This window comes from Lentzea sp. HUAS TT2, from assembly GCF_051853195.1.
Classification (GTDB): Bacteria; Actinomycetota; Actinomycetes; order Mycobacteriales; family Pseudonocardiaceae; genus Lentzea.
In genome coordinates, this window is sequence record NZ_CP196667.1 from 6,697,553 (window position 1) to 6,714,604 (window position 17,052).

Below are 17,052 nucleotides of genomic sequence, written 5' to 3' on the forward strand. Positions count from 1 at the left end.
CGGCGTTGTTCAGCGTTCTTTCTTCAGCTCACGGCCTCGACCGTGAAGAACCTTCTCCGGCTACACAGGAGAGGCCGGAGAAGGGGGAGCGTCATGAGTGACGAGGTGGGTCTGCCGAGATCGTCGATCTGACGGTCACGGGCAGAGCGGGGTGGGGTCGACGTCCGGGAAGTGGCGGTTCCAGTCGGGGGCGGACAGGGGCGGCGACACCGCGGCGCAGATGCGTTCGCCGGCGTGGCCGGCGTCGGCCTCCCACGCTCTGACCGTCCGGTCGCCACCCGCGCTGAGCAGCGTGCGGCCGTCGGGCCGGAACGCCAGCGCGTAGACCCGTTCGGTGTGGCCGGACAGGGTGGCGAGCGGGGTGCGGCCGGCCACGCTCCACAGCCGCACGTCGTGGTCGGCGCTCGCGCTGGCCAGGGTGGCGCCGTCGGGGGAGAACGTGACGGCGTGCACGGTGTCGGTGTGGCCGGTGAGCTCGGCGACGAGGGTGGTGCCGTCCCACAAGCGGACGGCGAAGTCGGTGCTGCCCGTGGCCAGCAGCCGGCCGTCCGGACTGAACGCGACCGACTTGACGGCGTGCGACTGGCCGCTGAGGTGCGTGGTCACCCGGCGCGAGGCGACGTCCCAGACCCGGACGCTGAAGTCGCCGGAGCCGCTGGCCAGGCGGCGGCCGTCGGGGCTGAACGCGAGCGCCTCCACGGTGTCCCCGTGGCCGCGCAGGGTGCCGAGCGAGGCGCCGGTCCGCGCGTCCCACAGGACGATCGTGCGGTCGGTGCCGGCGGTGGCGATCGTCGCGCCGTCCGGGCTGATGGCCAGGGCGTTCACCGCGTCGGAGTGGCCGGCGAGGTCGGGGAGCCTCACCGGCGTGCCGCTGATGTCCCACCTGTGCACGCGGTGGTCGGCACTCGCGGCGAGCAGGGTCTTGCCGTCCGGTGAGAACTTCACCGAGTTGACGGCGTCGGCCGGGCCGTCCAGGACGGCCCGGAGCCTGCCGTCCTCCCACAGCTTCACCGTGCGGTCGTAGCCGCCGGTCGCGACGATCCCGCCGTGCGTGGCGACGGAGTAGATGGAATCGCTGTGCGCCTGGAGAAGCTCGCCGGGCAGGTCCCATATGCGGACGGTGTGGTCGTCGCTCGCGGTCGCCAGCGTCGTGCCGGCGAACGTGGCCGCGACGACGGCGGCGGTGTGGCCCGCCAGCACGAGCGGGTCGGGCTGGGTCAGGTCCCAGACGCGGGCCGAGCGGTCCACCGAGGTGCTCGCGAGGCGGCCGTCGGGGCTGAACGCCAGGCCGCGCACGACGTCGGTGTGCCCGGACAGGGTGCGCGGGTCGCCGCCCTGACCGGGCCAGACCTGCACGTCGCGGTCGTGGCTCGTGGCGATCTTCGCGCCGTCCTGGCTGATGGCGACCGCGTGGACCGGCCCCTTCCCCGGCAGCGTGCGCGAGGTGTTGGTCTTGAGGTCCCACACCAGGGTGCTGCCGTTGCCCGTTCCGGCAGCGAGGCTGCCGTCCGGGCCGAACGCGAGGCACAGGACGGAGTCGGGGTGGGGCAGTTCGGTGATCTTGCGCGGGGCGCGCAGGTCGGTGAGGTCCCACAGCCGGACGACGCCGTCGGTGCTCCCGGTGGCCAGGATCCGGTCGTCGCTGCTGAACGCCACGGCGTTGACCTGGTCGTTGTGGTTGAGGGTGGCGAGCAAGGTGCCGTTGGTCGAGTCCCACAGACGTGCCGTGCGGTCCCATCCGGCCGTGGCCAGGATCGTGCCGTCGGCGTTGAACGCGACCTTTACGACGTTGTCCGTGTGGCCTGCGAGCGTCGTGACGTCGCGAGGGTGGTGCGGGTCGGCGATGTCGGTCACCTCGACCGTGCGGTCCCGGCTGGAGCTGGCGAGCAGCTTGCGCTGCGGTGCGTACGCGACGGCGTTGACGTTGTCGGTGTGGCCGGTCAGGCGGGTGGCGTAGAACGGGGTGAACGCGCTGAGCACGGCGCCGCGGGCATCGAGCGTGGGGGAGAGCCGGTAGGCGGCGAGCGCGAGCTGGGCCGCGAGCGCGGGATCGGTGGCGCGCAGCCGTTTCGCGTCCTGGGCGACCTTCTGGGAGAGCGCGCTGTTGCGCTGGTGGGTCGCCTCGGAGGTGGCCTGCATCGCCATGACGCTGATGCCGGTCGTGACGATCAGCAGCAGGGTCAGCAGGCCGGCCAGGACCTGCAGCCGGCGCCGGCCCCGGCGGGTGCTGGCGAGCTCGGCGGACTCCGCGGTGACGCTGCTGGTGAGGAACTCGCGTTCGCGCGCGGTGAGCGGGTGCGGCGGGTCGTGCAGCCACGACCGGAACGCCCCGAGCCGCGCACCCCGGACGAGCGCGCCGGGATCGCGGTCGAGCGACTCCCACACCGCCGCCGACTCGGCCAGGTCGCGGTGGGCGCGCAGGCCGTCGCGGTCGGCCGCCAGCCATTCCTTGAGCCGCGGCCAGCAGCGGATCAACGCCTCGTGCGTGATCTCGATGCGGTCGCGGTCCACCGTGATCAGCCGCTGCGTGGTCAGCGCCTCCAGCACCAGCGCCGCGTCCGGTTCGTCGTCGAGTTCGCCACGGGAGATGTGGCGTTTGGTGTCCGCGGTGCCGTCCCCGATCGCGGTGAGCCGGATGAACAACGACCGCACTAGCTCCTGCTGCCGTTCGGTGAGCCCGGCGAACACCGACTCGGCCGTGCGGGTCAGCGCGCCCTCGAACCCACCGGCGGCGCGGAACCCTTGCAACGTCAGGGTGTTGCCCTTGCGACGGTGCCAGGTCTCCAGCAGGGCGTGCGAGAGCAACGGCAACGCGCCCGCCTGCTCGACGCAGTTCGCGACGAGCTCGGCGACCAGCGCGGTCTCGACGGTGTGCCCCATGCGCCGGGCGGGCTGGATGATCGCGGCGCGCAGCTCGTCGGTGCTCATCGGGCCGACGGTGATCTGGGCGCGGCCCATCGCCTCGACCAGCGCGGGGAAGTCCGTGCAGTGGCCGTAGAAGTCGGCCCGCACGCCGAGCACGACCCGGTGCTCGGTCAGCCGGTCGACGAACCGCCTGCGGGTGTCGCGGTCCTCGCAGAGGGTGAAGATCTCCTCGAACTGGTCGACCACGAGCACCGTGTCCTGGTCGGTGTCCTTGACCGCCCTGGCGTACTCGTCCAGGGGAGTCGAACCCGGCGTGAACAGCACGGCCCGGTCGCCGAGCCGGGGCATCAGACCGGCCCTGAGCAGCGACGACTTGCCCGCACCGGACGCGCCGACGACCACGACGGCCCGTTCCTCCTCGACCTGACGGGCCAGCCGGTCGATCAGGCGGTCGCGGCCGAAGAACCGTTCGGCGTCCTCCTGCCCGAACGCGGTCAGCCCTGCGTACGGGGCGCTGAGGTCCGGTTCGGGCTGCTCGGCCGCCGCCGCGGCGTACCAGCGGCGTTCCCACTCCTCCTCCGACCCGCCGCACGCCCGCACGTAGGCGAGCGTGACCTGCAGCGTCGGCAGCTTGCGCCCGGCGGCGGCCTGGGACAGGGCCGCCTCCGAGTAGTGCGTCAGCGAGCTGAGCCGGCGGTAGGTGGGGCTGCCCGCCCTCTCCCGCAACGACCTGAGCTCCCGCGCGAACGTGAGCACCGCCGAGTCACCCGTGTCGAGCGGCCGTTCCTTGCGTGGCATTCCCGGTTCCCCCTCGTACTTCCCGGGAAGCGGAGCCTAGTGGTGTGGCCCGGCCCGTTGGCGCCGGCAACGTTCTGGGCCACACCACTAGTCGCAGAAACTGATGATCGTGCCGGTCAGGACCTCGGTCAGCCGGTCGAGCGAGGCCAGGTCCACGTGCTCGGTGGCCGCGTGGGCACCCGCGCCGTCGACGCCGAACAGCAGGCAGGGGATGCCGGCGCGGTCCAGCAGGGCGCAGTCGGTCCAGAACGGCTCGGCGCGGATGACCGGTGGCGCGCCCAGGTTCGCGACGAGCGTGCGGACGATCTCGGCGTCCGGGTCGGCCTCGAACGGGTCCCTGGCGAGGCCTCGGGTGAGGGTGGCGCGGAAGTCCGGGACGGTGGCGGTGAGGTGGTCGAGGATGGTCCGCAGCTCGTCCTCGGTCTGCTGCGGGGACTCGCCGGGGACCGTGCGGCGTTCGAGGGTGATCCGGCAGGCCGACGGGTAGGTCGAGGCCTCCTCGCCGCCGCTGATCAGCGACGCGTGGACCGTGCCGGTGCCGAGCAGGTGGTGTTTCGGGCCGTCTGCCAGGTCGCGGCCCAGCTGTTCCAGCGCCGTGAGGAAGTGGCCTGCCTTGGCGATCGCGTCGATGCCGAGCTCCGGGCGTGAGCCGTGGGCGGCCCTGCCTTCGACCTCGACGTCGAACCACACGAAACCCTTGTGCGCCAGCGTGACCTCGAGGTGGCTGGGCTCGGTGACGATGGCGGCGTCGGCGGTGAAGTGGTCGAGCACCTCCTCCGTGCCGGAGCTGCCGTGTTCTTCGTCGGCCACGCACGCGACGATCACGTCGCCGCGCAGGGGGCGTTCGGTGGCTTTGGCGGCGGCGACCATCATGGCCGCGATGCCGCCTTTCATGTCGAACGTGCCGCGGCCGAACATCTTGCCGTCCCTGATCTCCGGCTGGAGCGGGTCACCGTCGTAGCCCGCGAGACCGACCGTGTCGAGGTGGCCGTTGAGCATCAACGACTTTCCGCCGCCGGTGCCCTTCCTGACGGCGACCAGGGACGGTCTGCCCGGTCGTCGTTCCAGCCGGTGGACCTCGAAGCCGTTGCGCTGGAACCACTCCGCGCAGAAGTCCGCTATCTCGCGTTCGCCGTTGCCGCCGGGGACGAGGTCGGGGTTGACCGAGTCGATGGAAATCAGCTCGGCCAGCAGATCGCGTGGGTTCACGGGCGTCCTTCGGTGCTGATGAGCACGACGGTGGCGAGCTCGCCGAGGTCGTCACGGAGTGCGCGCAGCCCGGCCAGGGGAGCCGCGCCGCACGGTCCTGAGTGGACGTTCTGGGCGTGGAGGTCCTTGAGCGCCTGGGCGCACTCGGCTTCGGAGATGGACACGGCGGCGTCCAGGCCGTTCCGCAGGTACGGCCAGGAGGTCGCGGACGGTGTGCCGCAGTTGAGACCGGCCATCATCGTCTCGCTGGTGGGGATCGTTCTGAGGTCGCCTGCGCGGAGACTTTCGAGGACGCAGGCGGCTTTGTCGGGTTCGACGGCGAGGAGCCTCGTGCGCGAGTCGCGGCCGCGGTAGTGCGTGATCACGGCTTGGGCGAACGAGCCGACGCCGACCGGGATCACGACGAGGTCCGGTTCCTCGTCGAGCTGGTCGTCGATCTCGTGGCAGAGCGTGCCGTACCCCTCGACGATCCAGGCGGGGATCTCCTCGTAACCGGGCCACCCCATGTCCTGCACGAGGATCCCGTCCGCTTTCGCGGCCATCGCGACCGCGTCGTCGTACGTGCCGTCCACGACGGTGACCTCGGCGTTCTCGGCCCGGATGGCCTCAATCGCCTGGGCGGGCACGGTGTTCGGCACGAAGACGTGGGCGCGCTGGCCGTGCAGACGGGCCATGCGGGCGACCGCGCGGCCGTGGTTGCCGTCGGTCGCCGTGGTGAGCGTGACCTGTCCGGACTGATGCTGAAGAACGCGGTGAACGGCCCAAGAGGCGCCGAGAGCCTTGAAAGCGGGCAGGCCGAGCCGGGAGGATTCGTCCTTGACGAACAGGCGGCCGATCCCGAGCTCAGCGGCGAGCGCCGGCAGCTCGGTCAGCGGGGTGGGCGCGTAGCCGGGCAGTCCTGCGTGGAAGTCCCGCACCTCGGTGGGGGCGGGCGGGCATCGCCAGCTGCGGGCCTCTGGCCGCGAGAACTTCATGCACGACAGCGTGCTGGTGGTCCGGATCATCGGTCCAGCGCATGTTTTCGACCTGTATCGGTGGAAGAATCCGAAGAGTGGCGGGAGGAGGTGCCGGGTGACCGACGAGGAGCTGATCGTCGAGTTCGCGCTGACCCGCCTCGACAACCCCCGCCTCGACCTGGAGGAGGTCGCCGCGCTCGTGGTGCGGCGGGTGGGGCCCGAGCGCATGGTCGAGTTCGCCGGGCAGACCCTGGTGCACCGCGACGAGCTGCGGGGAGCGGTGTTCCCGGCGGCCGTCGAGCACGTGCTGCGGGTGGTGCTGACGTTGCGCGGGCCGCGTGACTAGAGGCTTTTGACGACCTGCTGGGTCAGCTCGATGACGCGCTGGGCCAGCGGTGAGAGTGTCCGGTTCGCCTGCCACGCCAGGTAGATCTCACGCGGCGTCAGCGCCGGGTCGAGGTCGTGTGTGGACAGGTCGTCGGAGGGAAGGTCGAGCGCGAGCTTCGGCATCACGGCGACGCCCATGCCGGCGCGGACCATCGAGATCACGCCGCGGTTGTCGGCCGTGCGGAACACGATCAGCGGGGCCACCCCGGCGTCGGCGTAGACGCGTTCGACCCTGGCCTGGTCGCAGATCGGCGGCTGGGCGACCATCGGCGTGCCGTGCAGGGCGTGCAGCGGGACCGGGCCCTGCGGGAACTGGCCGCGGCGGCTGACCAGCACGTACGGGTCGTCGAGGATCTTGATCTGGTCCGCGTCCCTGACCCGTCCGTCGAAGAAGACGAGGTCCAGTCCGTCGGCGCTGGGCTGGTCGGTCTCCTCCTCGAACAGGCGGACATCGGCGGGGTGTTCGGCGAGGAGCCGGCGCACGACCGCCGGGAGGATGACGTTGGTGACGCTCTGGAACGTGCCGATGTCGACCCGGCCCTCGCCCGCCTTGAACCGTTCGACGGCGTCCTCGGTGGCCGCGGCGCGGGCGAGCAGCTCACGTCCGTGGGCCAGCACGACCTCGCCCAGCGGCGTGAGGCGGACCGGCTTCGGGCCTCCCGGGCGGTCGAACACGGCGCCGCCCACGGCCTTCTCCAGCGCGGCGACCTGCTGGCTCACGGCCGACTGCGTGTAACCGAGGCGGTCGGCGGCGCGGCCGAACGTGCCCTCGGTGGCCACGGCGTCCAGGGTGGCCAGGTGGCGGAGGTCCATCACGGCTTGATGATAAGCAGAGCTGGTCGTTCTGAGCAGAATCTATCGCTTTTGTTAATGCTCTTTCGTTTCTAGCGTTGCCCCATGAACCCACGATGCGCTCTCTGGTTACCGCTGTTCGACGCGCTCGCCGACCCGCTGCTGGTGGCCCGGCTGGCCGCCGAGGCAGAGGAGGCGGGCTGGGCCGGGCTCTTCGTCTGGGACCACGTCCGGTGGCGCGAGCCCGTCACGCACGTCGCTGACCCGTGGATCACGCTCGCCGCCGTCGCCTCGGCCACCTCACGGCTGCGGTTCGGGCCGATGGTCTCGGCCATCACCCGGCGGCGGCCCGTGAAGCTCGCCCGCGAGACCGCCTCGCTGGACCTGCTCGGCCGCGGACGGCTCGTGCTCGGGGTGGGGCTCGGCAGCGACCGGTTCGCGGGCGAGTTCTCACGGACCGGCGAGGAGTGCGACGACCGGGTGCGCGGGCAGATGCTGGACGAGTCGCTGGAGATCCTGCGGGCGGCGTGGTCAGGGGAGGCCGTGCACCACCGCGGCACGCATTACACAGTGGACGGTGTGACGTTCTTGCCTCGGCCGGTGCAACGGCCCGGAGTGCCCGTGTGGGCCGCTGGTTTTCCTGGAAACGCACGGCCGATGCGTCGTGCGGCCGGTCTGGACGGCTTCTTCCCCGTCAACCTGTCCTCCGCCGGGGAGTTCGCCGACGCGGTCGGACAGGTGGAGGCACTGCGCACGGGTGACGGGCCGTTCGACTACGTCTGCGAGGTCGAACCCGGCGCTGACGTCACGCCTTATGCCGACGCTGGCGCCACTTGGTGCCTGACGGCGTTCGACCCCGCCTCACTGTCCCTGGACCATGTGCGCGGCGTGCTGCGCGATGGACCGGCGGTGCGGTGATGCGCGCCAACGGGGTGGAGCTGTGCGTCGAGACGTTCGGGGATCCTGCCGACCCTGCCGTACTGCTGATCCACGGCGCGTGCGCGTCCATGTTGTGGTGGGAGTCGGAGCTGTGTTCGGCGATCGCGGCTCGCGGACGGTTCGTGATCCGTTACGACAACCGCGACACCGGCCTGTCGGTGAGCTATCCGCCGGGGGAGCCGGGGTACTCGCTGTCGGACCTGGTGCTGGACGCCGTCGGGATCCTGGACGCGCTGGGGGTCGAACGCGCGCACGTGGTCGGGCGGTCGATGAGCGGGGCGATCGCGCTGGGGCTGGGCGTCGACCACGCGGACCGGGTGGCGTCGCTGACGTTCCTGGCGACCACGACCGGTGATCCCTCGTTGCCGCCGATGACCGACGCCTTCCTGGAGGCCTCTTCCGCGCCGTCGTCGTCCGCTGTCGAGAACATCGTGTCGGTGCTGCGGGCCTACGCGGGCCCGTCGCCCTACTTCGACGAGGAGGCCGTGCGGCTGCTGGCGGTTCAGGACGTGGCGCGGACCGTGAACGTGGAGTCGGCGATGACCAACCACTTCCAGATCGAGTTCGACGGGCCGCGCGGTGGTGGGTTCGGTGACGTCGTCGCGCCGACGCTGGTGGTGCACGGTTCGCTCGATCCGGTCTATCCGCTGGCGCACGGTGAGGCGCTGCGGGACGCCGTTCCGGGTGCGTCGCTGCTGGTGCTGGACTCGGTCGGGCACGATCTGCCGCGTCCGGTGTGGCCTGTGTTCGTGGACGCACTCGTCGCGCACACGAGTACATGACTTCGTTGCGGCTGGTCCGTTCAGCCGATCGCACGATGCCGTTCAACGGCCCCAAACGACCTGTCGTCGCCCGCGGCCCCCGCGGGGTGGTGGATCACTGGTCGACTCGGTCGGGTGGGAAAGACCTATGGCTACGCGGACGCCGTCAAGCTGCTCGGCAAGAAGGACAACGCGCTGGTCAGCGCACTCGACAAGCTGGCTGGCACTGCCCTGCTGGGTGGCGTCCCGTTCGCCGTCTCCGACCTGCTGGGGTGGTTCGACGTCAAGACCGAGTTCGTCCGGCTGAGCAACCAGCTGCTGCTGAAGCTGGGCGAGCGCCGCGGGCTGGCGAGGTACTCCTACTCCGAACGCCTGCACGCCGCGCACACCGTGATCGTGGTCGTCGGGTTGTTCGAGGCCCTCAAAGCCGTCGACCTGCCGTTCAAGCTGAAGGACCTCGACCTGGACAAGGCCGGCCAGATCGCGCTGGTCGGCCTGACCGGCATCTTCGACGGCGCCGGCCTGCTGCCGAGCCCCAGTCGCTCGTACCTGACGAACCTGGGGGTGCTGCGCGAGCAGTACGCGCAGGCGGGACAGGCGCTGCTGACGCTGCTCAAGGACAAGGCGGTGTGGCCGCTGCTGGACGAGGCCGGGCAGCGCAACACGACGTCGGTGCTGTCGCGGATCCAGGGGCCCGCGGTCCGCCACTACGAGGAGCTCGTCCGCAAGCTCGCCGTGCAGTACCCGGAGCTCGGCTACTGGTTGCAGGCCCACCACAACGCGCACGTCAGCGCCGGTCTGGCGCGGCTGGAGGAGAGCCTGGAGAGGACGCGGATCGGCGCGGAGCCGGACGACCGCCGCCGCGAGCTCGCACGCAGGTACCGGGCCGTGCTCGACCGGCCCGTCATCGACCCCGGCCAGGTCCAGCAGGGGCTCGAGATCCCGCTGACCAGGGACGCCTACGTCGACCCCGACTTCCAGGTCCGCTCGACGGAACCGGGGTGCACGCCCTCGCAGCTGAGGTGGTGGGACGAGGTCGTCCGGCGCTCCGACCTGCACCAGTACCTCGTCGGCTACCTGACCTCGCCCCAGGCCGTCACCCACCCGCTGGTCGTGCTCGGTGATCCCGGCTCGGGGAAGTCCCTGCTCACGAAGGTGATGGCGGCGCGGCTTCCGGCGAGCGACTTCCTGACCGTGCGGGTCGAGCTGCGGTCCGTCGCGACCGAGGCGGACCTGCGCAGGCAGATCGACCTGGGGCTGAGCGCCGTGCTGCAGGAGGACGTCAGCTTCGCCGCGCTGGCCAGGGACGCGGGCGACGCGTTGCCGGTGGTGCTGCTCGACGGGTTCGACGAGCTGTTGCAGGCGACCGGGGTGACCCAGAGCGACTTCCTGGAGAACGTGCAGACGTTCCAGCGCCGCCGCGCCGAGGCGGGACGGCCGGTCGCGATCGTGGTCACGAGCAGGATCAGCGTGGCAGGCGGGATGCGGATCCCTGCGGGCACGGACGTGCTGCGGCTGGTGCCGTTCTCCACGGGCAACATGACGGCGTGGCTGAACGTGTGGAACGCGTCGAACGCGGGCTACTTCGCCGAGCACGGCCTCGAACCGTTGCCGATCGACGACGTGCTCGCGCACCGCGTCCTGGCCGAACAGCCCCTGCTCCTGCTGATGCTCGCCCTCTACGACGCCGCAGGGAACGAGCTGCAGCGGCAGAAGGACAGCCTCGGCCGCGGTGACCTGTACCAGGAGCTGCTGAGCAGCTTCGCGAGCCGCGAGGTGGGCAGGGAGTCCGATCTCGACCTGGTCGAGCGGGAGCTCGAACGGCTGTCGGTCGTCGCCTTCGCGGTGTTCCACCGGGGTGGTCAGTGGGTGGCGGAGAGCGACATCGACGAGGACATGACGATGTTGCTGCGCGGCGGCAACCCCGTGCCGTGGCAGGGGCCGCGCAAGCCGTTGAGCGAGAGCGACCGGGTCGTCGGGCGGTTCTTCTTCGTGCAGTGCGCGAAGGCCATCCGTGACGAGAAGGAGCTGCGCACCTACGAGTTCCTGCACGCGACCTTCGGCGAGTACCTGGTCGCGCGGTTGACGTGGTGCGCGCTCATGGATCTGCACGACAGCGAGTCGAGGCCACGGCGCATCACCGGTTCACGGCCCGATGACAGCTTCCTGTACGCCTTACTGTCGTTCGCCCCCTTGTCATCGAGCGTGCCGGTGATCGAGTTCCTGGTGGAGAAGGCGAACAAGTCCGAGGAACGCGGCGAGCTCGCCGGGCTGGTCCGGCGGTTGTTCGCGCTGTCGCAGCTGCCGCGGGCGCGTTCGTTCGACGCCTACCAGCCGGTGCGGCGCCCGGTGCCCGCCCGGCACGCGATCTACAGCCTCAACCTGGTGCTGCTCTCGGTCGTGCTCACGCCGTTGTGCTCGTCGCGCGACATCGGGGTGGACGACTGGCCGAAGCTGTCGACGTTCTGGAAGTCGCAGCTGTCCGATGTGGAGTGGAGCACGCTGATCGAGCTGCTGTACGTGCGCTGGGTCGAGCCGTCGGTGGCCGTGCTGGCGATCGGCAGTTCGGTACCGGCCACTGTGGAGGCGGACGGGCTGGCGGGGCGGACGTCGTTGCGGGAGGCGGCGATGGACGCCCGGTTCACCGGGGACCGCGCGGTCAACGAGTTCCGGCACGCCTTCGAAGCCCTGCCGGACAGCCGTTACGACGTGCACTACGCGCGGGCGTTGATCCAGCTCGCCGCCTCGCCGGTCGAGCCGTGGGAACGCGCCGCGCACTACCGGCAGTGGGCAGGCATCTACCCGGACCTGGTGCTGCAGTGCCTGCGGCGGGACATCACGGTGAGCGCGGAGACCCTGGGGGAGCTGGCCAAGACCGGGCTGGCCGAGAGCAGCGCGTTCGCCGTGCAGCTGTGCGACCGGATCGGCAGGGGAGGCGAGGACGAGGAGCTGCTGGCCGTGTTCGACGGTCTCGGGCTGCCGCGCGTGGACCGCGGTTCCGAGATGGCGATGCTCGACGCGTGGCTGAGACTGCACGAGCAGGGCTACCGGCACCCGTCACACCGTCGGGTGGATCTCCGCACGGTGCTGTACTCGGTGGACTTCGAGACGGTGCAGCGTCTTCGGCCCGATCTGGTGTACCGCGCGGGGACCGTGGCGTACGAGATCGGCCTGTTCGACTGAATTCGAGCGCGGCTCGAGCGGGGCTCCAGGCTCGACCGTCCATTTTTGTCGGTGGTGCCCGGTAACGTCCCGTCCATGAGTGCTGCTGGGGATCGGATTCAGGTGCTGGCCGCGCGGATCGTCGAGCTGCGTGACGCGTACTACCAGGGTGAGCCGCTGGTCGCGGACGCCGAGTACGACGCGATCGAGGACGAGTTCCGCGCCCTGGTCGCCAAGCATCCGAAGCTGGCACCGGAGGACAACCCGCTCGACCACGTGGGTGCGCCGTCGGTGCTGCACGCGCCGGTGCGGCACTCGCGGCCGATGCTGTCGCTGGAGAAGGCGAACAAGCCCGAGCAGGTCGAGTCGTTCTTCGCGCGGTTCCCCGGTCAGCCCGTGGTGGTCATGCCGAAGCTCGACGGCCTGTCGCTGGCTCTGGTGTACGAGAACGGGCGCCTGGCGCGCGCTGTGACCCGTGGCGACGGCACGACGGGCGACGACGTCACGTTCCTGACGCGCGCGTTGTGCGACGGCGTGCCGGACAGGGTGGAGGCGCCGGGCCGCGTCGAGGTGCGGGGCGAGTGCGTGATGCTGCGCTCGACGTTCGACACGTACAACGCGGCACACCCGGACAAGCCGTTGATCAACCCGCGCAACGCGGCCGCGGGCACGTTGCGCGCGAAGGACCCGAAGGCCGTCGAGGGCAGGCGGATGCAGTTCTTCGCCTTCGACCTGACGACCGAGCCGGAGAGCGCGGACTCCGACCTCGACGCGGGCCTGCGCAAGCTGGGGTTCAGCGTCGCGGAGATGAAGCACTGCTCCTCCGCGGCCGAGGCGCAGGAGCTGATCGGCGGCATCGAGGAGGCCCGCAACTCGCTCGACTACGACCTCGACGGCGCGGTGCTGCGCCTGGCGAACCGCGACGCGTTCGCGGCCGCGGGCACCCGTTCGTCGTCCCCGCGTGGCGCGATCGCGTACAAGTTCGCCGCCGAGGAGAAGACGACGGTCCTGAAGGACGTCGTGTGGGACGTGGGCAAGACCGGCAAGATCGCCCCGGTCGCGTGGCTCGAGCCGGTGTTCGTCGGCGGCACCACCGTCACCCGCGCGACGCTGGCCAACCAGGAGGTCATCCGCTCGCGCGGCATCAAGATCGGTGACACGGTCCTGGTCCGGCGCGCGGGCGACGTGATCCCGTTCGTCGCGGGCGTCCTCGACGAGTCGAAGCGCACGGGCGACGAACGCGAGATCATCCCGCCCTCCGTCTGCCCGTCGTGCGCCGAACCGCTGACCGAACAGGGCAACAGCCGCGAGCTGTTCTGCACGAACGCCGTCTGCCCCGCCCAGACCGTGCGCCGCCTGATCCACTGGTCCTCGCGCGCCGCCGCCGACATCGACGCCATCGGCCAGGTGTGGATCGAGCGCCTCGCCGAGACGGGCGACCTGGTGAACCCGTCCGACTTCTACACGCTCACCAAGGAACGCCTGCTGGAGTTCGACCGCGTGGGCGAGGTCTCCGCGACCCGCATGATCGAGTCGATCGACCGCAGCCGCTCCGTGGGCCTGCGCCGGGCCATGATCGGCCTCTCGATCCCGATGGCCTCCGAGGGCACCGCGGCCCGCCTGTGCCGCGCGGGCTTCGGCTCCCTGGAGGAGGTGGCCGACGCGGGCGTCGAGAAGCTCGTCGCTGTGGAGGACATCGGCCAGAAGGTCGCCGAGTCGATCACCTTCCACCTGAACCGCCTGCGCCCGGAGATCGAACGCCTGCGGGACCGCGGCGTCTCCCTGGAGGTGCGCGAGGAGGACCTGCCCCCGGTCGTGGTCGCCGGCGCACCGCTGGAGGGCAAGTCGGTCGTGATCACGGGCTCGATCAGCGACCCGCGCTCCGGCGAGAAGGTCACCCGCCCGACGTTCCAGAAGATGTGCGAACGCGCCGGCGCCACCGCCGCCTCCTCTGTCTCGGCCACCACGGACCTGCTCATCACGGGCGAGGGCGTGGGCGCGAGCAAGCTGACGAAGGCGGAGAAGCTCGGCGTCGAGGTCGTGGACCAGGGCGAGATCTGGACGAAGCTGATCGCCGCCGGGGTCGCCTGACCCCGTCAATGCAGGAAGCCCCCACGCTGCCTGGGGGAGGACGGCAGCCTGGGGGCGGGTTCTGAGGTGGTCGGTGCGGCGGTCGCCTCTCGGCGGTGGGCACGACGCGGCTCCGGGTGAACGGTGTTCCGCGAGGGCATTGGTGTTGGGGCCCGGGGACTCGTTCCGCGCCGACCGTTCTGTTCAACGGTGCGGGGTTCCGTTGTGTTTCCTGGTGATCTGTGTGCTCGCTCACCGGGTGGTGTTGTGGTGCAAGGGAATCGCGGTGGTGGGAAGGCCCTCAAGCCGGTTGGGGGGTGTGCGGCTTGAGGGCGTGGTCTGGGGTCTGTGTGCTCGCTCACCGGTGACCGGTGGCGAACTCCCTTTCGTAGAAGGAAGTTCCCCGAGGTGAGGAAGGCCCTCAAGCCGTCTGGGGGTGAGCGGCCTGAGGGCGTGGCTTGTGGTCGGTGCGGCGGTCGCCTCTCGGCGGTGGGCACAACGCGGTTCCAGCCGAACGGTATGCCGCGAAGGCGATTCTGTTGGGGCCCGGGGACTCGTTCCGCACCGACCACCCCGTACAACGGGGCGGACATCCGTTGTGTTCCAGGGGAACCTGTGTGGCGGGTCACCGTCCGCCAGCCAGAACGCCTTGCGGTGCAAGAAAGGCAGGTGGTCGGCGCGGCAGGAGAGGCCCGCGCCGACCGGACGCCCTCAAGTCGTCCGTCGGGGAGAATGACGGCTTGGGGGCGGGCTTGGTGAGGCCGATGCGATCGGTCGCCTCTCGGCGAGTGGCTCGACGCGGTACCAGCCGAACGGTGTTCCGCGAAGGCGATGAGGTGAGGCCCGGGGGACACGGACCGCACCGACCAACACGTATAACGGGCACCAGGCCCAGAGTGTTTCCGGAACGATCTGTGTGGTCGCTCACCGCTGCACCGGGATCCGCCGAAACCTTGGGGCCCGCGCGGCGGGTCCCCCGCTCTAGTGGGCAACGACGCCGCCCATGTCCACGTCGGAGGTCGCGCGTCTCTAGTAGGGCGTCGCAGCTATCTCTTGGATCGGTGACGAGTGGCAGGGACGTCGGCAGGTGGCCGGGCTTCGATCTTGAAGATCGCGCTCTCATAGCTGTCACCTGCATGGTTGGCGGTACTTGAGGTGATCAGCAAGCGATTGCGCCGGCAGTTTTCTACCGCCAACTCCGCAGCAGATGTGCGTGAGAGCGCGACCATGCGGGTTTCAGTGACGAGCGACCGCGCCGCCCAGCCTCCTGCTCGGCTCAACGGAGCATAACTAAGCCGCGACACCAGTGGGCTGCCGGATCGTCGACCTGGGAGGAGTTCATGCTCGGCTTCATGGGCGATGTCGGCGATCTCGAGGCCGTCTTTCGGCGCACGATGGCAGACCTCGAGACGGCGATCAGCACTCGGCTCCCCATCGATCAGCAGTCTTTGTGACTGCGGGGCCGAACGGCTGCCGGGGGGAGAGCAAGGACTGGTGAGCCTTGGAGCGGGAAGTGATGGATCCTGAACCTGTGCGGCCAGGGCTCGGCTCGGACGTCGTACGCCGGTGGAAGTACGCGCCGATCGCGGCGTTCTGCTCGGTGTCGCCCTGGTGGCGGCCCGGAACCCCGGGCCGCCACCGAGCCGGTCAGTAAAAGCAGCCTGTGCGGGGCAGCGACGACGGAGCCGGCGGCGTCCGCCCGTCGTACAGCGCGAGCAGGAAGTTCTGCGGGCAGTAGGAGGTCCCGCTGATCTTGATCGCGATGTGCAGGTGCGGACCGGTCGAGTTGCCGGTGTTGCCGGTCGTGCCGACGCGGTCACCGGCCTTGACGGCGGTCCCGTTCGAGACCGACCACGACGAGAAGTGGCAGTAGATGTAGTCGACGCCGCTCTTGACGATCCGCAGGCCGTTGCCGCAGCCGCTGGGCTCGTTGATGCGGTACGCGGTGCCGGTGACCATCGCGTAGGCCGGCTTGCTGTTCACCGGCAGGTCGATGGCGGGGTAGTCGTGGTGCGGGTCGTCGTACTCGCTGCGCGGCAGGGCGCTCTTGGCCAGCGGCAGGCTGTAGGTGCCACCGCCACCGCCGCCGGAGCCCGATCCGCCGACCAGGGTCTGCCAGGTGTTCGGGCCGACGATGCCGTCCGCCGACAGGCCCTTCGAGCTCTGGAACGCCACAGCCGCGCTGCGCGTGCCGCCGCCGAAGTCGCCGTCCTCGTCCAGGCCGTAGCCGTAGCGGTTGAGCTGGACCTGGGCGGCGCGCACGGCGTTGCTGTTGTTGCCCTGCTGGACGCTGACGATCAGCTTCGGCCAGGTGTTCGGGCCGATCTGACCGTCGGACGACAGGCCGTTGGCGGTCTGGAACTGCTTGACCGCCGCCTCGGTGGCCGGGCCGAAGTCGCCGTCGGCGTCGATGTTGTAACCGCGGTGGCGCAGCAGGTGCTGGGCGGTCAGGACGGTCGCGCCGTTCTGACCCTCCTTGACGTTCGGCCACGACGGCAGAGCCGCCTGAGCGGGGCTGACGACACCTATCAGAACCCCGAACGAGATCAGGGCGGCAACGAGGATTCTCATGCCGAGCACGCTAGGAACGCACCGCCAGCGGGCGCCCTAGTCGCGAGACCAGTTGTGTGCGGTCGCGGCAGCCGAACTTCCTGAGCAGGTTCGACACGTGGTACTTCACCGCGCTCACCGTGATGAACATGGCCGCGGCGATCTCCGCGTTCTCCCTGCCCTCCGCGACCAGTCGCAGCGTCTCCCGCTCGCGTGCGGTCAGCGACGCGGGCGGGGGACCGGGCAGCAGCGAGGACACCAGCCGGGGCGACACCCAGCCGCCGAACCGGTGCACGTCGTGGACGGCCCGAACGATGTCCTCCGGCGGGTCGTCGGCGAGCACGAGCCCGGTCACCCCCAGCCGCACCAGGCCTTCCACCGCGTCGAACGAGTGCAGCACCGCGACCGTGTGCGGCCCGGCGGCGTCACCGGCGTCGGTCACGGTCACGTCGGCGGGAGCGCCTGGGCGAGCCCACGGCACGGAGGCGAGACGGAGCGAGATCTTGTCCGCCAGCAGGGTGTTCCGCAGCGACAGGGAGACATGGATGGTTCGCACATCCCGG

General features: G+C 70.5%; 11 protein-coding genes. 5 read left to right on the top strand and 6 right to left on the bottom strand.

Annotated elements, in window-relative coordinates:
- Nucleotides 1–135 precede the first annotated feature (135 nt).
- The 3 genes from ACSHWB_RS32360 to ACSHWB_RS32370 form a co-directional block, all read right to left on the bottom strand.
- Entirely contained in the window at nt 136–3,663 is a 3,528-nt protein-coding gene (locus ACSHWB_RS32360; protein ID WP_439657069.1) for an nSTAND1 domain-containing NTPase, read from the bottom strand.
- An 87-nt stretch (nt 3,664–3,750) separates the two neighbouring features.
- Entirely contained in the window at nt 3,751–4,872 is a 1,122-nt protein-coding gene (locus tag ACSHWB_RS32365; protein ID WP_439657070.1) for an ArgE/DapE family deacylase, read from the bottom strand.
- Nucleotides 4,869–5,876, bottom strand: a complete 1,008-nt coding sequence (locus ACSHWB_RS32370) for a pyridoxal-phosphate dependent enzyme (protein ID WP_439657071.1) — start codon at nt 5,874–5,876, stop codon at nt 4,869–4,871. Before ACSHWB_RS32370 ends, ACSHWB_RS32365 begins: the two co-directional genes overlap by 4 nt.
- A gap of 67 nt (nt 5,877–5,943) precedes the next feature.
- Here ACSHWB_RS32370 and ACSHWB_RS32375 point away from each other — a divergent pair, with 67 nt between their 5' ends.
- Nucleotides 5,944–6,174 (top strand): hypothetical protein, encoded by a 231-nt coding sequence (locus ACSHWB_RS32375; RefSeq protein ID WP_439657072.1) that lies wholly within the window; start codon nt 5,944–5,946, stop codon nt 6,172–6,174.
- On the opposite strand, the gene ACSHWB_RS32380 is transcribed toward ACSHWB_RS32375, so the two are convergent.
- Nucleotides 6,171–7,028, bottom strand: coding sequence for a LysR family transcriptional regulator (locus tag ACSHWB_RS32380; RefSeq protein ID WP_439664710.1), 858 nt, complete (start codon nt 7,026–7,028; stop codon nt 6,171–6,173). The genes ACSHWB_RS32375 and ACSHWB_RS32380 overlap by 4 nt on opposite strands.
- Before the next feature lie 84 nt (nt 7,029–7,112).
- Between ACSHWB_RS32380 and ACSHWB_RS32385 the strand changes: the two genes are divergently transcribed.
- From ACSHWB_RS32385 to ligA, 4 genes are all read left to right on the top strand, one after another.
- Nucleotides 7,113–7,925, top strand: coding sequence for an LLM class flavin-dependent oxidoreductase (locus tag ACSHWB_RS32385; RefSeq protein ID WP_439657073.1), 813 nt, complete (start codon nt 7,113–7,115; stop codon nt 7,923–7,925).
- Nucleotides 7,925–8,728 carry an alpha/beta fold hydrolase gene (locus tag ACSHWB_RS32390; RefSeq protein WP_439657074.1) on the top strand — a complete coding sequence of 268 codons (804 nt, stop codon included), beginning with the start codon at nt 7,925–7,927 and terminating at the stop codon, nt 8,726–8,728. Before ACSHWB_RS32385 ends, ACSHWB_RS32390 begins: the two co-directional genes overlap by 1 nt.
- A gap of 114 nt (nt 8,729–8,842) precedes the next feature.
- On the top strand, nt 8,843–11,890 hold the full coding sequence (locus ACSHWB_RS32395; RefSeq protein WP_439657075.1) for an NACHT domain-containing protein: 3,048 nt from the start codon (nt 8,843–8,845) through the stop codon (nt 11,888–11,890).
- Nucleotides 11,891–11,965: 75 nt separating this feature from the next.
- Nucleotides 11,966–13,960, top strand: a complete 1,995-nt coding sequence (gene ligA / locus ACSHWB_RS32400; RefSeq protein WP_439657076.1) for an NAD-dependent DNA ligase LigA — start codon at nt 11,966–11,968, stop codon at nt 13,958–13,960.
- A gap of 1,626 nt (nt 13,961–15,586) precedes the next feature.
- On the opposite strand, the gene ACSHWB_RS32405 is transcribed toward ligA, so the two are convergent.
- Both ACSHWB_RS32405 and ACSHWB_RS32410 read right to left on the bottom strand, forming a co-directional pair.
- Nucleotides 15,587–16,510 carry a peptidoglycan-binding protein gene (locus ACSHWB_RS32405; RefSeq protein ID WP_439657077.1) on the bottom strand — a complete coding sequence of 308 codons (924 nt, stop codon included), beginning with the start codon at nt 16,508–16,510 and terminating at the stop codon, nt 15,587–15,589.
- 10 nt (nt 16,511–16,520) lie between these two features.
- A complete protein-coding gene (locus ACSHWB_RS32410; protein WP_439657078.1) occupies nt 16,521–17,045 on the bottom strand; it encodes a LuxR C-terminal-related transcriptional regulator in 525 nt (174 codons plus the stop codon).
- Between the last annotated feature and the right edge of the window lie 7 nt (nt 17,046–17,052).

Excerpts from the sequence above, each read along its gene's own strand:
- ligA (WP_439657076.1), top strand. The coding sequence starts at position 11,966 with ATGAGTGCTGCTGGGGATCGGATTCAGGTGCTGGCCGCGCGGATCGTC.
- ACSHWB_RS32370 (WP_439657071.1), bottom strand. The coding sequence starts at position 5,876 with ATGATCCGGACCACCAGCACGCTGTCGTGCATGAAGTTCTCGCGGCCA.
- ACSHWB_RS32385 (WP_439657073.1), top strand. The coding sequence starts at position 7,113 with ATGAACCCACGATGCGCTCTCTGGTTACCGCTGTTCGACGCGCTCGCC.
- ACSHWB_RS32405 (WP_439657077.1), bottom strand. The coding sequence starts at position 16,510 with ATGAGAATCCTCGTTGCCGCCCTGATCTCGTTCGGGGTTCTGATAGGT.
- ACSHWB_RS32390 (WP_439657074.1), top strand. The coding sequence starts at position 7,925 with ATGCGCGCCAACGGGGTGGAGCTGTGCGTCGAGACGTTCGGGGATCCT.
- ACSHWB_RS32380 (WP_439664710.1), bottom strand. The coding sequence starts at position 7,028 with ATGGACCTCCGCCACCTGGCCACCCTGGACGCCGTGGCCACCGAGGGC.
- ACSHWB_RS32360 (WP_439657069.1), bottom strand. The coding sequence starts at position 3,663 with ATGCCACGCAAGGAACGGCCGCTCGACACGGGTGACTCGGCGGTGCTC.